The sequence below is a fragment of the Acinetobacter sp. T63 genome (assembly GCF_053852345.1).
The window spans coordinates 447,909-466,749 of sequence record NZ_CM132659.1; the positions used below are offsets into that span (position 1 = coordinate 447,909).

18 protein-coding genes are annotated in these 18,841 nt (G+C 48.4%); 8 read left to right on the forward strand and 10 right to left on the reverse strand.

Annotation, left to right across the window (positions count from 1 at the left end):
* Positions 1–9: 9 nt before the first annotated feature.
* Positions 10–246 (reverse strand): DUF2061 domain-containing protein, encoded by a 237-nt coding sequence (locus ACVLR6_RS02080; RefSeq protein ID WP_005182043.1) that lies wholly within the window; start codon positions 244–246, stop codon positions 10–12.
* Positions 247–503: 257 nt separating this feature from the next.
* Between ACVLR6_RS02080 and leuC the strand changes: the two genes are divergently transcribed.
* From leuC to leuB, 4 genes are all read left to right on the forward strand, one after another.
* The gene (gene leuC / locus ACVLR6_RS02085; protein WP_005182046.1) at positions 504–1,937 is read left to right on the forward strand and encodes a 3-isopropylmalate dehydratase large subunit; all 1,434 of its coding nucleotides are present in this window, start codon (positions 504–506) and stop codon (positions 1,935–1,937) included.
* Positions 1,938–2,012: 75 nt separating this feature from the next.
* Positions 2,013–2,663, forward strand: a complete 651-nt coding sequence (gene leuD / locus ACVLR6_RS02090; protein WP_005182049.1) for a 3-isopropylmalate dehydratase small subunit — start codon at positions 2,013–2,015, stop codon at positions 2,661–2,663.
* 101 nt (positions 2,664–2,764) lie between these two features.
* Positions 2,765–3,328, forward strand: coding sequence for a hypothetical protein (locus ACVLR6_RS02095; protein WP_016659592.1), 564 nt, complete (start codon positions 2,765–2,767; stop codon positions 3,326–3,328).
* 40 nt (positions 3,329–3,368) lie between these two features.
* On the forward strand, positions 3,369–4,448 hold the full coding sequence (gene leuB / locus ACVLR6_RS02100) for a 3-isopropylmalate dehydrogenase (protein WP_005182055.1): 1,080 nt from the start codon (positions 3,369–3,371) through the stop codon (positions 4,446–4,448).
* 80 nt (positions 4,449–4,528) lie between these two features.
* Here leuB and ACVLR6_RS02105 read toward each other — a convergent pair whose 3' ends face one another.
* Positions 4,529–4,924, reverse strand: a complete 396-nt coding sequence (locus ACVLR6_RS02105) for a hypothetical protein (protein ID WP_455995762.1) — start codon at positions 4,922–4,924, stop codon at positions 4,529–4,531.
* Positions 4,925–5,087: 163 nt separating this feature from the next.
* Positions 5,088–5,309, reverse strand: coding sequence for a translation initiation factor IF-1 (gene infA / locus ACVLR6_RS02110; protein WP_001284370.1), 222 nt, complete (start codon positions 5,307–5,309; stop codon positions 5,088–5,090).
* A 230-nt stretch (positions 5,310–5,539) separates the two neighbouring features.
* Between infA and ACVLR6_RS02115 the strand changes: the two genes are divergently transcribed.
* The gene (locus ACVLR6_RS02115; RefSeq protein WP_005182061.1) at positions 5,540–6,547 is read left to right on the forward strand and encodes an AraC family transcriptional regulator; all 1,008 of its coding nucleotides are present in this window, start codon (positions 5,540–5,542) and stop codon (positions 6,545–6,547) included.
* A 135-nt stretch (positions 6,548–6,682) separates the two neighbouring features.
* On the opposite strand, the gene truA is transcribed toward ACVLR6_RS02115, so the two are convergent.
* The 5 genes from truA to asd all read right to left on the reverse strand — a co-directional run bounded on the left by truA (position 6,683) and on the right by asd (position 12,672).
* Entirely contained in the window at positions 6,683–7,480 is a 798-nt protein-coding gene (gene truA, locus ACVLR6_RS02120) for a tRNA pseudouridine(38-40) synthase TruA (protein ID WP_016659589.1), read from the reverse strand.
* Between the two features lie 18 nt (positions 7,481–7,498).
* Positions 7,499–8,467 (reverse strand): asparaginase domain-containing protein, encoded by a 969-nt coding sequence (locus tag ACVLR6_RS02125; RefSeq protein ID WP_168397711.1) that lies wholly within the window; start codon positions 8,465–8,467, stop codon positions 7,499–7,501.
* 46 nt (positions 8,468–8,513) lie between these two features.
* The gene (locus ACVLR6_RS02130) at positions 8,514–9,947 is read right to left on the reverse strand and encodes a fimbrial protein FimV (RefSeq protein ID WP_455995764.1); all 1,434 of its coding nucleotides are present in this window, start codon (positions 9,945–9,947) and stop codon (positions 8,514–8,516) included.
* Positions 9,948–10,012: 65 nt separating this feature from the next.
* Complete coding sequence (locus tag ACVLR6_RS02135; RefSeq protein WP_171526965.1) at positions 10,013–11,428, reverse strand: FimV/HubP-related protein; 1,416 nt, start codon at positions 11,426–11,428, stop codon at positions 10,013–10,015.
* 125 nt (positions 11,429–11,553) lie between these two features.
* A complete protein-coding gene (gene asd, locus ACVLR6_RS02140) occupies positions 11,554–12,672 on the reverse strand; it encodes an aspartate-semialdehyde dehydrogenase (RefSeq protein WP_005182074.1) in 1,119 nt (372 codons plus the stop codon).
* A 194-nt stretch (positions 12,673–12,866) separates the two neighbouring features.
* On the opposite strand from asd, the gene ACVLR6_RS02145 reads away from it, so the two are divergent.
* Positions 12,867–13,994, forward strand: coding sequence for an endonuclease/exonuclease/phosphatase family protein (locus tag ACVLR6_RS02145; protein WP_016659584.1), 1,128 nt, complete (start codon positions 12,867–12,869; stop codon positions 13,992–13,994).
* Positions 13,995–14,333: 339 nt separating this feature from the next.
* Here the strand turns inward: ACVLR6_RS02145 and lpxL are convergent, their stop codons facing one another.
* Together lpxL and ACVLR6_RS02155 are read right to left on the reverse strand one after the other, a co-directional pair.
* Entirely contained in the window at positions 14,334–15,269 is a 936-nt protein-coding gene (lpxL, locus tag ACVLR6_RS02150; RefSeq protein ID WP_016659582.1) for an LpxL/LpxP family Kdo(2)-lipid IV(A) lauroyl/palmitoleoyl acyltransferase, read from the reverse strand.
* Between the two features lie 100 nt (positions 15,270–15,369).
* Entirely contained in the window at positions 15,370–17,280 is a 1,911-nt protein-coding gene (locus ACVLR6_RS02155; RefSeq protein WP_156188766.1) for an ATP-binding cassette domain-containing protein, read from the reverse strand.
* Positions 17,281–17,315: 35 nt separating this feature from the next.
* Between ACVLR6_RS02155 and ACVLR6_RS02160 the strand changes: the two genes are divergently transcribed.
* A complete protein-coding gene (locus tag ACVLR6_RS02160; RefSeq protein ID WP_005182087.1) occupies positions 17,316–17,561 on the forward strand; it encodes a SlyX family protein in 246 nt (81 codons plus the stop codon).
* Between the two features lie 220 nt (positions 17,562–17,781).
* Entirely contained in the window at positions 17,782–18,804 is a 1,023-nt protein-coding gene (locus ACVLR6_RS02165; protein WP_005182088.1) for a hypothetical protein, read from the forward strand.
* Positions 18,805–18,841 lie beyond the last annotated feature (37 nt).

An 18,841-nucleotide genomic window follows, 5' to 3' on the forward strand; every position in this document is an offset into this window, starting at 1 on the left:
AAAAATAGGCTAGGCGGTGATTTCCTCTGTGCCGTCTTGTGCTTTCTTTTCCCACATGCGTTCATGAATAAAATAGGCCACCGCCTGTACTGTTGGTTCCAATAAGCTTAAGGTAATGGCCATCCACAGACTGCCGGTAACGAAATAGCCGACAAGCATGGCCACCGTAATGTGCATCACATAGTAGCTAAAAGTCTTTTTAAACATTCGCTGGTTGTTTGCGACAAAGTTTTGAATATGCGCCATGATGATGTTCCTCGTATCTACAATTCAGTGCTGATAACATCATCATAGTCAGTACGAATTAATTTGTAAAAACGAATATTTTGTAAAATTCAATCGGAAAATTGAATTTTTAATCAGATGTTAATCTGAGCAAAAATCAATTATATTTATTCCATAAAGTTTTTTAACTAATAAAAATGATAAATTAGATTTATGTAATTGTGTGGTTATAATCGAAATTAATGACAGAATTACCCAGTCCAGTGGAGCACATCGACATGGCAGGCGAAACCCAAAAAGCAAAAACATTATATGACAAATTGTGGGATGACCACTTGGTAAAACAGCGTGATGATGGTTCGGCTTTATTGTACATCGACCGTCATTTGTTGCATGAAGTTACCTCTCCACAGGCCTTTGAAGGTTTGCAACTGGCTGGCCGTCAGCCATGGCGTTTAAGTGCCAATATTGCGACTCCGGACCATAATGTACCGACCTCGAAAAAAGAGCGTGAGCAGGGCGTAGCCGGTATTGAAGATGATACTTCGCGTATTCAGGTGCAAACCTTAGACGATAACTGTAAGACTTTTAATATCGTTGAATTTGATATTAACGATATCCGTCAGGGGATTGCTCACGTGGTTGGACCAGAGCAGGGTTTAACCTTGCCGGGAATGACGGTGGTATGTGGCGACTCGCATACCGCGACCCATGGTGCCTTTGGCTGTCTGGCACACGGGATCGGAACTTCAGAAGTTGAGCACGTGTTGGCCACGCAATGTTTAATTCAGAAGAAAATGAAAAACATGCTGGTACGCGTAGATGGTCAGTTGGGTCAGGGCGTGACCCCGAAAGACGTGGTGCTGGCGATTATTGCCAAAATCGGTACAGCAGGTGGTACGGGCCATGCCATTGAATTTGGCGGTCAGGTGTTCCGTGATATGTCGATTGAAGGCCGTATGACCGTGTGTAACATGGCAATTGAAGCCGGTGCACGTGTCGGTATGGTCGCGGTTGATGAAAAAACCATTGAATATGTAAAAGACCGTCCTTATGCACCAAAAGGCGAGCAATGGGATCAGGCTGTGGCGTACTGGAATACCTTGCATTCAGATGCCGATGCGCATTTTGATACTGTCGTGGTATTACAGGGCGAAGAGATTGAACCACAAGTGTCTTGGGGTACTTCACCTGAAATGGTCATTCCGGTTTCTCAGGCAGTACCAACTTTGGAACAGGCCAAAGATGAGGTACAGCGCAATGACTGGACCCGTGCTTATCAATATATGGGCTTAACTGCTGGTCAGGCTTTGGCAGATATCCAGCTGGATCGTGTCTTTATTGGTTCATGCACCAACTCGCGTATTGAAGATATCCGTGCTGCGGCAGATGTGATCAAAGGCCGTAAAGTGGCGCCAAGCATTAAACAGGCGATGGTGGTACCGGGTTCTGGTTTGGTCAAACAGCAGGCGGAAGCAGAAGGTTTGGACAAGGTCTTCCTGGAAGCCGGTTTTGAATGGCGTGAACCTGGCTGCTCGATGTGTCTGGCCATGAATGCCGACAAGTTACAGCCAGGCGAGCACTGTGCATCGACCTCAAACCGTAACTTTGAAGGTCGTCAGGGCAATGGTGGTCGTACCCATCTGGTCAGCCCGGCCATGGCAGCAGCAGCGGCAATTGCCGGTCACTTTGTGGATGTTCGTTCATTCTAAGTTTAAGCCCTCATCCCAGGCCGCTCCTTGCTGGAGCGGATGTGAGAGAGACTACGGATTCATTGGAACATAAATATGAAAGCTTATACCGTTGAACAGGGTATCGTTGCACCTTTAGACCGTGCCAATGTCGATACCGATTTAATTATTCCAAAACAGTTCTTGAAATCAATCAAACGTACCGGTTTCGGTGATAACCTGTTTGATGAATTGCGTTATTTAGATGAAGGCTATCCGGGTCAGGACAATTCAACCCGTCCTAAAAACCCAGATTTCGTCTTGAACCAGCCGCGTTATCAGGGCGCCAGCATTTTAATTTCACGTGCCAACTTTGGTTGCGGTTCCAGCCGTGAGCATGCGCCGTGGGCTTTAAGCGAATACGGTTTGCGTACGGTGATTGCCCCAAGTTTTGCGGATATCTTCTTTAATAACTGCTTTAAAAATGGCATGTTACCGGTGATTTTAACCGAAGCACAGGTTGATCAGCTATTTAAGGAATGTGCAGCCAATGAAGGTTATCAGTTAACTATTGACCTTGAAGCACAGGAAGTCCGTACGCCAAACGGTGAAGCATTCAAGTTTGAAGTTGATCCATTCCGCAAGCATTGCCTGTTAAACGGTCTGGATGATATTGGTTTGACCTTGCAAGATGCCGATGATATTCGCGCGTATGAGGAGAAAACCAAAGCCGCGCGTCCGTGGGTGTTTGCGGAAATTCAAGCTTAAGTTATTTCGTAAATAGGCATAGCACGGGCGTCGAACTCTTGTTAACATTCAAGGCATAATAATTTAAATATTCTGCTTTTTGATGAGGTTGGGCTCGGGCTATGTTGAAGGTTTTTCGTCGGCTTGCTGTATTGGGGGGAGTGGCTACGCTGTTAACAGCATGTCAAACCTGGGATACAGCACGTCTAAAACAGGTAAAAGAGACACAGGCATCCCAATCCAATGCACGTATTTATTGTTCAGGTACCGAGCATTGCGAGTTTGAGCGCTTGAACCGGGTCATGATCATGGATGCTGAAAGTCAGCGTCTGAGTCGTGAAGCCATCAAGCAGGGATTGGTGCGCTTGCAGGCAGATTCACTACGACAGCCTAATCCGCTATATCTGTCGGTTCCGGCCAAACAGCATGAAGTGGTGATCCGGTTCTATCCGATTTCCCGTGATCAGGCCGAAACCTTGCACGTCATTCATCAGTTTAAGCCGCGTCAAACGTACACTTTTAAAATGTACCGTGACCGCAGCAAGCATAAAGGCAGTCTGCTGAATGTTTCGGCGCCAGAGCCGCTGTGTGTGGATCTTTTACAAAACCAGAAAATTATTCGACGTTTCTGCAAACCTTATAATGTCTTACATGGACTGGGGGAATTTGTGGAACAGAAAATTTAGTCTCCACAGTCGTTGACTGCTACAGGAAATGGAAAAACTCATGTCAAAACATATTTTGATTCTTGCCGGTGACGGTATTGGCCCAGAAATCGTCACAGCAGCGGAGCAGGTGCTTACGCGTGTTAATGAAAAGTTCAATCTGGGCTTGACGTGGGAACAGGGATTGTTAGGTGGTGCCGCGATTGATGCGCATGGTTCACCTTATCCGGATGTGACGTCTGAACAGGCGAAAAAAGCCGATGCTTTATTGCTCGGTGCAGTTGGTGGTCCAAAATGGGATACGATTGAGCGTTCGATCCGCCCGGAACGTGGCCTGTTAAAATTACGTAGCGAATTAAACCTGTTTGCTAACCTGCGTCCAGCGATTCTGTATCCGCAACTGGCTGATGCGTCTAGCTTAAAGCCGGAAATTGTATCGGGTCTGGATATCCTGATTGTACGTGAACTGACGGGTGGGATTTACTTTGGTCAGCCACGTGGTATTCGCGAGCTGGAAAATGGCGAGAAACAGGGCTTTAACACCGACGTCTATGCTGAATCAGAAATCAAGCGTATTGCCAAAGTGGCTTTTGAAATGGCCAAACTGCGTGGTGGTAAAGTCTGCTCGGTGGACAAAGCCAACGTGCTGGAAGTGACTGAGCTGTGGAAGCAGACCGTGACCCAGCTACATGCTGAACAATATCCAGAAATCAACCTGTCCCACATGTATGTCGACAATGCTGCAATGCAATTGGTACGTGCGCCAAAACAGTTTGACGTACTGGTAACCGGTAACCTGTTTGGTGACATCCTGTCTGATGAAGCAGCAATGCTGACCGGTTCTATCGGTATGTTGCCATCAGCGTCGCTAGATGAAAATGGCAAAGGTATGTATGAGCCATGTCATGGTTCAGCACCAGACATCGCTGGCCAGAACATTGCCAACCCGTTGGCGACCATCTTGTCTGTGGCAATGATGCTGCGTTATACCTTCCGTGAAGAAGCTGCCGCGAAAGCGATTGAAGATGCAGTGGGCAATGTGCTTGATCAAGGTTTACGTACGGCTGACATCATGTCTGAAGGCATGAATAAAGTGGGTACTCAGGAAATGGGTCAGGCTGTGGTTGCGGCATTGGGCTAAGTCTCGACAGCAAATCAAAAAACGCAGCTGCAGGCTGCGTTTTTTTATGGCTATTGAATAGCTAGGTCTAGATTCAGCGCTTAACAGGTGCGACCGGTATAGTGTACAGAGCGGGCAATATCCTGTTCCAGCCGGAACACAATCTGGCAGTGCAGGTTAACATTATAGCTGTTGGCTGGGCCAATGGGTGCTGGAATATGAGCTGGACCGGTGGCCGGGGCATTCGCTACAGGAATCGGAATGCTGATTGGGCGTATAACAGTGTAGGTGAGTGCCTGTGGGCTGATTTGTGGTGAACTGACCTGTTCGTAACCGAGCAGGCTTAAATCGAGCTGCTGGCGAATCTGCTGGCTGGACTGGCCGACAAATTGGGCCAGATAGGCATCACGTTCAGCTCGGGTACTGGACGGCGTGGTTACACAAGCGGAGAGACTGAACGCGAAGAGCGCCAAAGCAACGGAGCGAGAGACAAACATGCGCGATCTCCATTGAATAAAACTTCATTCTAGGCAAGGACAGCCTAAAAATATGTGTATATTCGATAAGCGGCAGATCTCGACGCCATTCTTGGCTGTTACACAGCATCAGCAGCCAATAAAAAAGCCACTGTTGAAGGTGGCTTTTTGCTTGCGCTAAAACTTAGCGTGCACGATAGGTAATACGACCTTTCGTTAAGTCATAAGGCGTCATTTCAACTTTCACGCTGTCGCCAGTTAAAATGCGAATATAGTGCTTGCGCATTTTACCTGAAATATGGGCAATCACCTCGTGACCGTTTTCTAAACGTACACGGAACATAGTATTAGGAAGCGTTTCGGTGACAACGCCTTCGAACTCGATGAGTTCCTCTTTATTGGCCATAGCCTACCTGATGATCAAATTGGAAAGGCGCAAATTATAGTCAATTTTTTTGAAAAAATCAAGGTGAAACCCGCCGCAGATGAATCATCTGTCAGTAAAATAAGCGAACAAAACATTTAAATTTTTTCTACAAAAAAACGTGGTGGATGGTTGTCAGTTTGGTCAATCACAGTTAATCTAAAATCAATCTTTTTAAGTATAAATGAAGAACATACAAGGAAGGTCTTTGCGTGGGTCAGCTAACTGATGCATCGGTTGTATTGCGATTAGGCTACCAAGCGATTCGTCGTGCCGGTTTGCCAACCGAAGAAATATTAACAAAAGCAGGTGTCGCACTTAATCAGGTTGAGGCCAATGATCGTACGCCTTTGGGCGCGCAGTATGCGTTTTGGGTGGCGGCGGAAGAAGTCAGCCGTGACCCGGATATTGGTTTGCATCTGGGTGAACATTTGCCGCTCTATCGTGGTCAGGTGATTGAGCATCTGTTTATTTCTTCGGAAAATTTTGGTGAAGGTTTAAAACGGGCACTGGCCTATCAGCGTTTAATCAGTGATGCCTTTGATGCCAAACTGGTGATTGAAGATGACCGCTGTTATTTAACCAATGGTCAACAGCCGTGGGCTGACAATATTGTCAATCGTCACTTTTCTGAATGTGCCATGTCGGGCATTTTGCGTTTCTTCAAGTTTATTACCGAAGGCAAATTCCAGCCGCTGTATATCGACTTTAATTTCCAGCAGGGCGCTGCCGATGATGAATATTTCCGGGTCTATGAGTGCCCGGTCAGTCTGGGGCAGAATGAAACACGACTGTATTTCGATCCCTCTATTTTAGAATATCCGCTGTGGCAGGCCGAGCCGGAGCTGTTGCAGTTACATGAGCAGCTGGCGCTGGAGAAGCTGCAGGAGCTGGCGCGTTATGATCTGGTCGGTGAAGTACGCCGGGCGATTGGGTCGACCCTAGAAAGTGGGGAAACCACATTGGAAACCGTGGCAGCGCAGCTGAATATCACGCCGCGTCGTTTACGCACCCAGCTGAGTGAGGCCAATACCAGTTTCCAGCAGATTCTCTCGGATTATCGTTGCCGTCTGGCTAAAAAACTGCTGGCCAATACCAATGAAAGCGTGGAGCGGATTGTGTATCTGACCGGATTTTCTGAACCGAGCACCTTTTACCGGGCTTTTAAACGCTGGACCAATGAAACACCGGTCGAGTACCGGAAACGTAAACAGCGTTAAGCATCTCCGCAGTCCCCCTTGATTAAAGGGGGATTTTTTTAGAGTTGCCGCTTGATGCAAGGGTGACTTTCGTTTTTAAAGCTTGGAGTGGCAAGAATGAAACCACTCCCTGAGTAAAAGGGGGGCGGAATACAATTATTCCGGCATATTCAGCCAATGCGGACCTAAAGGCACTTGAGGCAAGTCAAACTGCTCTGGATAGTGCGCCTGGATAAAGTACAGGCCATCGGGTGGGGCGGTAATGCCAGCCGCTTTACGATCCTGTGCGGCAAAAATTGTATCAATATGGTCAATATCATACATACCTTGGCCAATTTCCAGCAAACAGCCCATGATATTCCGCACCATATGATGCAGGAAACCATCGGCCTGAATATCGAGCACCAAATAATGCCCATGACGGATCAGGCGGCAATGGCTGACGGTACGGACCGGCTGATTGGACTGACAGGCTGCGGCACGAAAACTTTCAAAATTATGCGTGCCTTCAAACTTTTGCGCGGCAGCAATCATCTTGTCGACATCCAGCGCATAGTAGGCATGGGTGACCTGTTTATGCAGCAGGGCCGGGCGCTGTGGATGGTTATAGACCACATAACGGTAGCGGCGCGCACAGGCCTTAAAGCGGGCATGAAAATCCATGTCCATAGCCTTAATCCACTGAATGGCAATGTCTTTGGGTAGCTGGCTATTGGCTCCCATCAGCCAGCCGCGTTCAGGGCGAATGGCTGCCGTGTCGAAATGTGCCACCATATTGGTGGCATGCACGCCGGCATCGGTACGGCCAGCGCCATGCAGGATAATCGGTTCATCGGCAATTTTGGAGAGGACTTTTTCCAGCGTTTCCTGCACGCTCGGGACGCCTGGTTGCTGGGTTTGCCAGCCCCGGTAGCGAATACCACAAAATTCAATCCCGACCGCAAAACGTTGCATATTCACCTCAAATTGGCCTTAGTCATACCAATGCTGTTGCCATTGTTCTCTGCGCGGGTATTGTAAATACATTTTTAATGCTTTTGCATACAGATCTGCATGTCCAAAGCCATCATTGACTAAAATTTTACTGTCCTGAATCCAGCTGCTGATCGCATAACGCTGATCCAATGGGCCAAATGGCACTTGGGTGGTCAGAATCACGGCACAATCTTGCGTCTGTAAGGACTGTAGCAACGTCAGGAGTGTTTCATTTACAGCCAGATTACCAGTACCAAAGCCTTGTAAAATCAGGCAATGCGGTGGCTGCTGGGCGATCAGTTTCAAATTGGCGAGCTGCTGCTCTAAACCAATCGGCTGCATCATCACACTCATGCAGTTGAAGTGTTGTGCTTTGTCCAGATCTGCAGCCTGTACCAAGTAGGCGGCTTGTTCTTTTTGATGTAAAGCACTGCTGGCGGCCTGACCCTGAAAAGCATCTAATTCAGTGGTGTGGCATTTTAAGGCGCTGCGACCATGGAAACATTGATGATGAAACGCCAGATACACGCCAACCGGCAATTGCAGCACCGATTCCAGGGCGAAATTCAGGTTATCCAGCGCATCGCTGAAGTCACGGGTGTTCTGTCCATCTATGGTCAGCAGTGGATACTGGCTGCCAGTCAGCACTACATGTGCAGACTGCGCGATAAAGTGTGCCAGCACGGCACTGGCATAGCTTAAAGTATCGGTGCCATGAATGACGACAAAATGCTGAAACTGTTGTAACTGCAGCTGCTGGATAAACTGCACCAGACGTAACCAGTCGGTCGCGGTACAGCGGCTGCTGTCCTGAATCACCGGCGCCACAAAACATTCTACCGATAGATGCAGCGGTAGCACATGACGCAGCTGGGGAAGAAACTGCTTTGCAGGCATGGGGCTGAGTGGCTCACCGACACAGCCAAAGGTACCGCCCATATAAATTAATGCAATTTTTTTCATCATAAAAAAAGCAGCCAAGGATGACTGCTTTATCTTAGTGAGATTTGCTTCAAGAAGCTATTTGATTGAGTAACTGCGTGGCGTGTTGCTGCTGCGCTGCAGAATAGTTTGCTTCTTTTTCTGCCAGCAGGGCACGGGCCGCATCATAGGCACCCAGCTCAATATATTGCTGAGCTAGCTCCAGATTCAGCTGGATTTCATTGACTTCGGCCAGTTCCGGGAAGGACTGAATCAGTGGATCATGCGGATCAACCACGGTTGCCGCCACGGCAGCCATAGCGGGTTCTTCAACCATTGGTGCTTCAGGCGTTGCTGGTGTCGCTTCAATGGTTGGTGCGCTATCTAGGTCAAACTGGAACAGCGGTGCAGTGTCTGCTGGTGCGGTAACCGCAGGTTCTACCGGCTGTTCAGCCACCGGTGTAGGACTGATCGAGAAATCAAAATTAAAGTCTGATTTTTCTTCCGCAGGTGGGGTGGTGACGGCCGGTGTGGTCGCAGGTGCGGCTTCAGTTGTAGTCTTTTCCAGCTCAAACGAGAAATCCAGTGCCTGAGGTTCTTGTGCAGCCGGAGTTACTGGCTCAACCGGTGTTACCGGTGCAGCTTGGGTTGGTGTTGGTTCCAGCTCAAACGAGAAATCTAATGCCTGAGGTTCCTGCGCTGCTGCTGGAGCCGGTTCGATCGGTGTAGCTGCTTGTGTGCCGGCAGCCGAGTCAAAAGACAGATTAAATTCAAGAGGTTGAACTTCTTCTGCTTTTGCTGGCGCAGGGGTGTTAACAGGCTCAGCCGGAGTACTTGGGGTAAATTCCAGATCTGCTACCGGAGCACTTTCGGTTTTTGCGACTGGCGTTTCGGTTTTGAGTGACTGTTGTAACTGGTCAAATGACGTGCTGGCTGTGCTTGAATTGCTGGATTGAATCAGTGCATCAAAATCCGCAGGGGTTTGTGTTTTTGCGCTAACTGGTGTTTCAGAAAACGCTGTAGTAGTTGGCGCTGCAGAGGCCGGTGTTTCTTCTTTGGTTTGAGAGGCTTTCTGGGCTTCGATTCTGGCTTCAGCCTGAACCAGAATATCTTCCAATCCCAGATTTTTCAGATGATCCAGCAATTGGCGGGTGGCAAATTCATCTTTTTGGGTCAGATGCACATCCAGTAACAGCAGATACAGCTCATGCAACGACGGGTCGCGTTTCAGGGCCTGATTAATCTGCGCTTCGGCCGAGAAAAAGTTACGGTCACGAATCTGGGTTTCAATGGTCTGGCGTAAATCTGCCGGAAGTGGTGTGCTTCCTTGTGGTTCGGCAACAGGCTCGGCCACTACAGTGCTTTTAACCGTAGTTTTTTTCGTAGTGGTGCTTTTTTTGGCCTTGGTTTTACTGGCTGCAGCCGGTTTTTTTGCTGCTGGTTCGGATTCTTTATTGGCTTCACGCTTTTTTAACACCAGCGCGATGACCAGTAACAAAATAAATGGAATCACATAAATCAGCATGTTGCTACCCCTTAGGCAGAGAGGAATAAACCATCTCTCCTGAAAAAATCATGTTGAGTAATACGTTAGAGTTTTGGCTTATTTTCGGCCTGTTGCTTTTTCAACTGTTGTTGCAATTCAGCAAGACGCGCATTGAGTAATTGAATTCTTTGATCCTTCTGACTTAATGCCAATTCTAACTGTGTTACGTTTCTCTGTAATTTAACGGTTTTCTCACGCGCTGTCATAACTTTTAGTGACAACTCTTCTGAGGTTTGCGCGCTTTGTGTGTTCTTTTTGGCAGAACCTTGGGCAGAATCTTGCTGATTTTCTGCCACCAGACTCATTTCGGCCTGACTGATCCGGTATTTGGCCTTGCCAGACTGGCGTGAAGGCTGGGTTGCCGGGATTGGCACGGTCTTTTTCGCGGCTTTTTGCCCGCTGCTGACGGCCTGTAAATTCAAGGTTGCACCGCGGCGTAAACGGTTGGCATCGCCCTGAATAAAGGCATGTTCATTGTGGGCTTTAATCTGCTGCATCACTTCTCCGACCGGCTGCTGGTTCTCTGCGGCAATACGTGAGGCAATTGCCCATAGCGATTCATTGGATTGCACCACATGCCGTGCTGTGGTTGATGCTGGCGCAGATGGAGCAGGTGCTTTGGGTGCTGTAACCGGTGCCGGCTTTGCCGGTGCTTGCTGTTGCTGCGCTTTTAACTGCTCGGCATATTTCTTGACCAGTGGGTCTGCTGAAACCGGAGCAGCTGTATTTACGGCAGCTATGTTGCCCGCGTTATGTGTAGAGGCCGGTTGAGCTGATGTCGCCGAAGTCGATGGCGTAACCGCTGACACAGGGCTTGCAGCCGGCTGTGCTGCTGCGCTGACAGTTGCTGTAGTTGATGGACTTAAAGCCGGTGGCGGGCTGGCTTGAATCGCCAAGGGTGCTTCTACACTGCGCGTGGTGCTGGTAGATGCAGTGGTGGCTGTGGTATAGGCGGTACTGGTCGGCAAGTTTAAGGCAATGTCCCGTTCATTCACGACCATAACCGGGGTTAGCGGCTGCTCTTTCGGTTGCAGCTGCGCGCGTTGTTCTGCCAGGGTACTACGTTTTAGTGAGGTTTTAATATGCTGTAAACGCGTGGCCGAGCCTTCACGAATTTTGACCACAATATTCAATTCGGTATCGGTCAGTGGCCGAGAAGAGGTAATGGTAATGACCCCGTTGCCAGCACCATCACGTCGGGTAAAGAAGTTTAAATGACCCGGTGGACGATGGCTGGCACCAATGGCCATCAAGTCTTCTGCCGAGGCCAGACTGACTTCAATCGGCGCATTGACATTGGACTGACGGAAGTTCATTTCAGCATACAGCAATTCCCCAGGTGCTGACTGAATCTGAACAGGATCGACATTAATCGCATGAATATGTTGTGAGGCAAGAATAGCTAAAATCGCGATCTTTAATTTGTTATATACGGTCATCTTAATCGTTAGCTCGGTCATTTATCGCATAGCGAAAAGAATAGATTAGCGAGTTGTAAGTCGATTGTAAAATATTTACAGGCTAGTTACATAAAAAGCCGATCTTTTCAGATCGGCTTTTGGTAATTTACTTTTGCTTAAAAGGCTTACGCGTTTTTATAGTCAATTAAGATGCGTAGCATACGGCGTAATGGTTCTGCCGCACCCCAAAGCAACTGGTCACCGACGGTGAACGCGCCCAGGTATTCTTTACCCATGTTCAGCTTGCGTAAACGGCCCACAGGAACAGTTAAGGTACCGGTTACTGCAACAGGGGTTAAATCTGTCATAGAGGCTTCACGGGTATTTGGTACCACTTTCGACCAGTCATTGGCGCTGGCGATGATATCTTCGATTTCATCCAGAGGTACATCTTTACGCAGTTTCAGGGTAAGGGCCTGAGAGTGACAACGCATGGCACCAATACGGACACAGTGACCATCAATTGGTACGATTTGCTGGTTGCCTAAAATCTTGTTGGTTTCAGACTGACCTTTCCATTCTTCTTTCGACTGGCCATTTTCCAGCTGTTTGTCGATATATGGAATTAAAGAGCCAGCAAGCGGTACACCAAAGTTGGCTGACGGGAAACCTTCGCCACGTTGCAGTTCAGCAATTTTAGAGTCGATGTCCAGAATTGGAGAACGTGGGTCATCCAGCAGTTCTTTGGTGTTGTTATACAGGTAGCCCATACCGGTGATCAGTTCACGCATGTTTTGCGCGCCTGCACCCGAAGCTGCCTGATACGTCATCGAGGTTGCCCATTCCACCAGATTGTTCTGGAACAGACCGCCTAAGCCCATCAACATGAGTGAAACCGTACAGTTACCGCCCACAAATGTTTTGGTGCCTTTCACCAGACCGTCTTTAATCACGTTCATGTTCACCGGATCAAGCACGATAATCGCTTCATCATCCATACGCAGGGTAGATGCTGCATCAATCCAGTAACCGTTCCAGCCTTCAGCTTTCAGTTTCGGGAACACGTCTGAGGTATAGTCGCCACCTTGACAGGTAATAATGACATCCATTTGCTTCAGACTGTTAATGTCCGTTGCATCCATAAGTGCTGGGGCAGTTTTACCGCCAAACGCTGGTGCTTCACCACCGGCATTACTGGTAGAGAAATAAAATGGCTCAAAATGAGCAAAATCATTCTCTTCAACCATACGTTGCATAAGGACGGAACCTACCATCCCGCGCCAACCGACCAGACCTACTTTCATGTCACTTTGCCTCGGTGCGTAAAAAAACAAAAAGGAGTATGAGTGTATCAAAAGGGGACACAACTGCAAGCTCTACATAATCAAAACATCATTATTATTGAGTGAAATAACTTGTTTGTGTTACATACAAAATTGATAACGTTAGATTTCTATTTAAAAAAAACGAGAAAAATGAACTTTCTAAGTAGGTGCATATGATTTGGGTGGAAATGCTGGCCATTTTCGTCATCTGGATCAGCTTCTGGTCGCTGATTCCGCGGGATGAATGGTGGTTTCGAGGTGCCGATTTTCCCAGATTGCAGGTTCTGGTGCTGGGGATTGTGGCCTTTGTGCTGATGCTGCTGTGGGATGCGGCCTGGGATACGCCGCGCTATGTGATTTTAACCGGTCTGATTGCCGCTCTGGCGTACCAGCTGAAAATGGTGCTGCCTTATACCTTTATCTGGAAAAAGCAGGTCAAAAAGGTCAAGCCGGAGCAGCTGAACCCTGATCAGCAAATTTCGTTAATGGTCTCCAATGTGCTGACCACCAACCAGAAATATCACCTGCTCATTGCTGAAATCCGGAAATACCAGCCCGATTTGGTATTGACACTGGAAACCGATACGGTCTGGCAGCAGCAGCTGGCGGTGATTGAGCCGGATTATCCTTATCGCGTACCGGTGCCGCTGGACAATTTATATGGCATGCATCTCTATAGCCGCCTGCCCTTAAAAGAAACCGAAGTGAAATTTATCCTTAGTGATGAAATTCCGTCAATTCATACCACAGTGATCCTGCGTTCAGGCCAGCCGGTGCAGCTGTACTGTCTGCATCCGAAACCGCCGAGTCCGACTGAAGCCAAAGATTCGACCCTGCGTGATGCCGAGCTATTAATTGTCGGCGATCAGATTAAAGATCTGGATGAAAGCTGTATTGTGATGGGCGACCTGAATGATGTGGCCTGGTCCCGCACCACACGTCTGTTTCAGCGCATCAGTGGCCTGCTGGACCCGCGCGTCGGCCGGCATTATGTCAATACTTTCCATGCAGATTATCCCTTATTGCGCTGGTCGCTGGACCATGTGTTTCACAGTACCGATTTTGCCTTGGTGGAGATGAAGCGTTTGCCACATATGGGCTCAGATCATTTTCCGGTCTATGTGGTGTTACAGACCGGTCGGGTGTTTGAGCACATTCAGGAAGAGCTGGAACAGACTGAAGCCGATGAAGAAGAAGCGCAGGAGGCGATTCAGGAGGGTATTGAAAAAGCCGAGCGGGAAGAAAAAATCGTGACCGATGATTTGGCTCAGGATTATAAGCAGGGCAGCAAGACGCCATGAAATTTGAGGAAAAGTGTAAGAAATGGCTTACACAGATTTAGGCCGATGGCCAATAGCTGAAACCGAGCAAGCTGCGTATTCTAAGCATATCGGCAGATGGAGTTGGGAAAGGAGAGTCCCGTTAAGGAAGTTGAAGCCGGTGGATTGTCATCATGGAGATGATGCAGGAATGGAAAGCCAGAGATAACAACAAAAAAGTTTTGAAAGCACAACCTCATAAGCCCGAGTTTTGCAGGATGCAGAACTCGGGTTTAACTTTATGGGCTGTCGTGTCCTGGTATTTTGATCAGCATATGGTATTTGACTGGCAGAAAGATTGGCTTAATACAGCTGTATTGCTTAGTACAGCTGCTCATAGCCTTGTGGACGGGTCTTAAAACGGCGATGAAACCACATATATTGAGTCGGCGCGATGCGCAGCTGACGTTCAATAATCAAATTAACACGCGTCGCATCATCGACTTCATCCTCACTTGGTAAACGCTCAACCGGTGGCTCAATCAAGACATGATATTTCGGATTTTTAAGATCACCATGGCGGTAGAAATACAGCGGAATTGCGGCGGCTTTGGTCATTTTCAGTAAACGACGATGCGCAGTCACGGTGGCTGCCGGCACGCCAAAGAATGGCGCCATTACGCCTTGTTTCAGGCCAAAATCCTGATCCGGACTGTACCAGATGGCATGGCCATTTTTCAGGTTACGTACCAGACCACGCATATCATCATGGTCAATCTGATGGGCATAAATGGTGGCCCGGCAGCGGTAAATCAGCATATCTAACAGCGGGTTGTTCTGCGGACGATAGACCACATCGGGTTCAAAATACTGGGCACATAAATAGCCGCCGGCATCAAGCAGGGTCGAGTGGGTGCCCAGCAACAAGACGCCTTTGCCTTCCGCTTGTGCCTGCTGAATATATTCCAGACCTTCAATACTGACCCGGCCCTGGAACCATTTCGGACTATACCAGGCATTTAGGGTTTCAAATACGCCAATCATCTGGTCAACAAAAACCTGGCGCGCGTTGTCCTGCACCTCTTGCGCAGACCATTCTGGAAAGCAAAGCTCCAGATTGCGGACAGTGGTTTTACGGCGTGAATGCAGATAGCGAAACGCCAGCTGGCCCAGCCACTGGCCTAAACGGTACTGAATGGCCCACGGCAAGATTGCCAAAATCATCAGGAAGATAATACCGATCCAGATGCTCCAGTATTTCGGTAGCAGAAAGGACCATTGAAATTCACCAGGTTGATAATCTTGCGGTTGCGGCATAGTGACGTTTTAAAATGAAGGTTAAATGCAGTGTAGCATGAACGATTTTGAAGATGAAAAGCATCTGCCGCTGTCCGGCAGATGCTGTGAAGCGGGTGAATTAACTGCCTTTGCTCATATTTTCCAGCTCATCCCAGCGTTCCAGTTTTTCCAGCAGAATCTCTTCAATTTCTGCCAGACGCTGCGAGGCTTGGGTTGCAGCTTCGGCATCGGATACAAACCAGGAACCATCAGCCAGTTTCTCTGACAGTTCAGCCTGTTCTGTTTCCAGCGCTTCAATTTCAGCCGGCAGCTGGTCCAGCTCACGCTGATCTTTATAGCTGAGTTTCTTTTTCACAGGCGCCGGAGCAGCTTCTACTTTTGCTGCTTCTGCCTTGGCCTGGGCCTTTTTCACCGCCATTTTCTGGTCAACCACGGTTTGATCCGGACGCTGCTGTAAATAGTCCTGATAGCCGCCGACATATTCTTCAATATGGCCTTTGCCATCAAACACCCAGGTCGAGGTGACCACGTTGTCCATAAAGGCACGGTCATGCGAAATCAGCAGCAAGGTGCCTTTGTATTCAGCCAGCATTTCTTCCAGTAGTTCCAGCGTGACCATATCCAGATCGTTGGTCGGCTCATCCATCACAATTAAATTGGATGGTTTCAGCAAGAGTTTGGCCAGTAGCACGCGGTTACGTTCACCGCCGGACAAGGCTTTGACCGGGGTACGCGCACGTTCCGGGTTAAACAGGAAGTCTTGCAGATAGCTGTAGATATGACGGCGCTGTCCATTGACATCAACAAAGTCGGAACCTTCAGAAACGTTGTCCTTGACCGATTTTTCCAAATCGAGCTGGTTACGCAGCTGATCAAAATAGGCAATTTCCAGCTGGGTGCCGATTTTAACGGTACCACTGTGTTCTACTTCATCCAAAATGGCTTTAATCAGGGTGGTTTTACCGACCCCGTTATCTCCGACCAGACCAATCCGGTCGCCACGCATGACAATGGCCGAGAAGTCTTTGATTAGCGCCTTGCCATCATAGCTGACGCCCAGATGCTCAATATCAAAGACCAGTTTGCCTGAACGCGCAGCTTCCTGTACCCCCATGTTGACTTTGCCTTGCTGGAAGCGACGCGCTTTGGATTCTTCGCGTAAGGCTTTCAGGGCACGAACACGACCTTCGTTGCGGGTACGACGCGCTTTAATACCCTGACGGATCCAGGCTTCTTCTTCGGCCAGTTTTTTCTCAAACAGGGCATTCTGTTTTTCTTCTGCTTCCAGCTGCTGGGCTTTGAGATCCAGATAGCGTGAATAGTTGCCTTCATAACTGCGCAGAATCCCGCGATCCAGTTCGACAATACGGGTTGCCAGACTGTCGACAAAGGTCCGGTCGTGCGAAATAAACAATAAGGTCAGGTTGTTCTGATCAAGCAGGAATTTTTCCAGCCATTCGATACTTTCAACATCGAGATGGTTAGTCGGCTCATCCAGTAACAGGATGTCCGGTTGGGTCAGCAGGGCACGGGCCAGCAGCACGCGGCGTTTACGACCACCGGAAAGATCGGCCAGATCGGCATTCGGGTCCAGCCCCATTTTGCTTAAAATAGAGTTGACCTTGTTTTCCAGTGCCCAGCCATCAAGCTGATCCAGTTTGTGTTGCAGTTCACCCATGCGCTCGCAGGCGGCCATATCGCCCAGTACGCAGGCATCATTGGCGGCATGATAGGCACGCAGGACCTCTGCTGCTTCACCGGCACCATCAGCGACAATATCGGCAACCTTGCCCGAATCCATCGGGACATCCTGGGTGAGCATGGACACGGTTAAGCCATTTTGAATCGAGACTTCACCGGCATCGGGCAGTAAGCTTCCTTCAATCAGTTTAAGTAAGGTAGACTTACCTTCACCATTACGGCCGATCAAACACACTCGTTCGCCACGTTCAAGAGTAAAGTTCGCGCCGTCGAGCAGGGCGGGTCCACCAAACGCGAGTTGGACATCCCTTAGGGTAATATAGGCCATAGTGTTTCCTGAAAAATCTCAAATGAGGATTTAAAATGACTAAACAACAAAATCTAAATGATCAGGCGTCATTTTCCGCACCCATTGAAGATTTGCAAGTCCGAATTGCATTTTTAGATGATTTAGTTGAACAGCTGAATGAGCAGGTGACTAAACAGAATCTGGAAATTGCCGACCTCAAGAAACAAATGCAGCTGCTTTATCAACGGGTTGAGTCAGCTGACCTGTCTGAAGGCATTGCTCCCTTCGATCCGCTGACCAATATTCCGCCGCATTATTAATCTGTCAATTGCTAGAACATTCCGCACAATCTATTGATAAACCCGCAGCCTGAATGCGGGTTTATTTTAAGGTATCCATATAAAGAAGATACTGGTAGATCGGTTTAGCTCCAGCCGCTTTTGAGGCAGCGATCACAGCGCCACAATAAAAAAATTTGACCTTTATCTCACTTCCGGCTCTAATGCCCACTTTCGGCTCTCAGATCCTTTATTTTTTGTCATGACCCAGAAAGTTGTACTTTTAGATCTTGAACAGAATATGCCTACGGCACAACTGCTGCGCGATATTCTGCAGCATTATTCGACACTCTACCTGTTTAACTGTGCCGGACGCTTTGAGTACGCGCTGGATGACCTGACTGAACTGGCCAGCTGGATGAACAGCGCTCAGGTGGTGGTACTGGACACCCCAGAAGCACCGCATAAAGAGTTTGAATATGCCGTGGTGGTCGGGCAGTTAATGGCATTACTTGAGCCAGATAGCCATGTCGAAATTATTTCGGCCCAGGACAGCAGCGATATACTGGTGCAGATGCTACAGGCCTCGAATATCAGTGCCCATCTGATTTTGATTCAGCCAGAAGATGCGGCGCAGCCACTTCATACGCCAAAATACAGCTTGCCGAGTATTGCCACCATCCAGCAAAAACCGTATTTGCAACTGGTCAAAAAATACTGTGATGCTCTGGCAAAAATGAGCGGTAAACCGAATACGGTCGAGAAGCTGAAAAACTCTCTCAGCAATATTTTGCAGGTGGTGCCGGAAAAAGCCCAGCGTCTGGTCGGTTTGTTAATTAATCTGAAAATTATCAAGCGTTATGATGAGCAAATTGCCTTTCGCAAGAAGGTGCTGAAACAGTGGATTCAGCTGGATTTAAATGCCTCTGCTGAAAAAACACCGGTGGCCAGCAGTCTGGATCAGGCCTTAAAACAGTTACAGTCGACAGAAAGCGGAGCTGCTCCTGTTATTGAACAGGACTCTGTCGCCGCGCCGATTCAAAGTGCGCAGCAGCCGCTGTTTAAAAACTTTGACCAGATTGATCCGGTACAGCTGGAAGTGGCGCGTAAACTGCGCGAACTGAAAGCCGATAAACCCAAAGATATTTATGCCTTGCGTGACCTGTTAGAACAGATGTTTCCCCAGTCCGACGTGCGGTTATTGCTCAAGGAACTGCTGGAAAAAGGCTATATCTACTGGAACGGGCATGAAGTGGTCTATAGTCACGAAATGTTCCTGAATTAATTTTATCGTGCAAACTTGCGTTTTATATGGCGCTTAT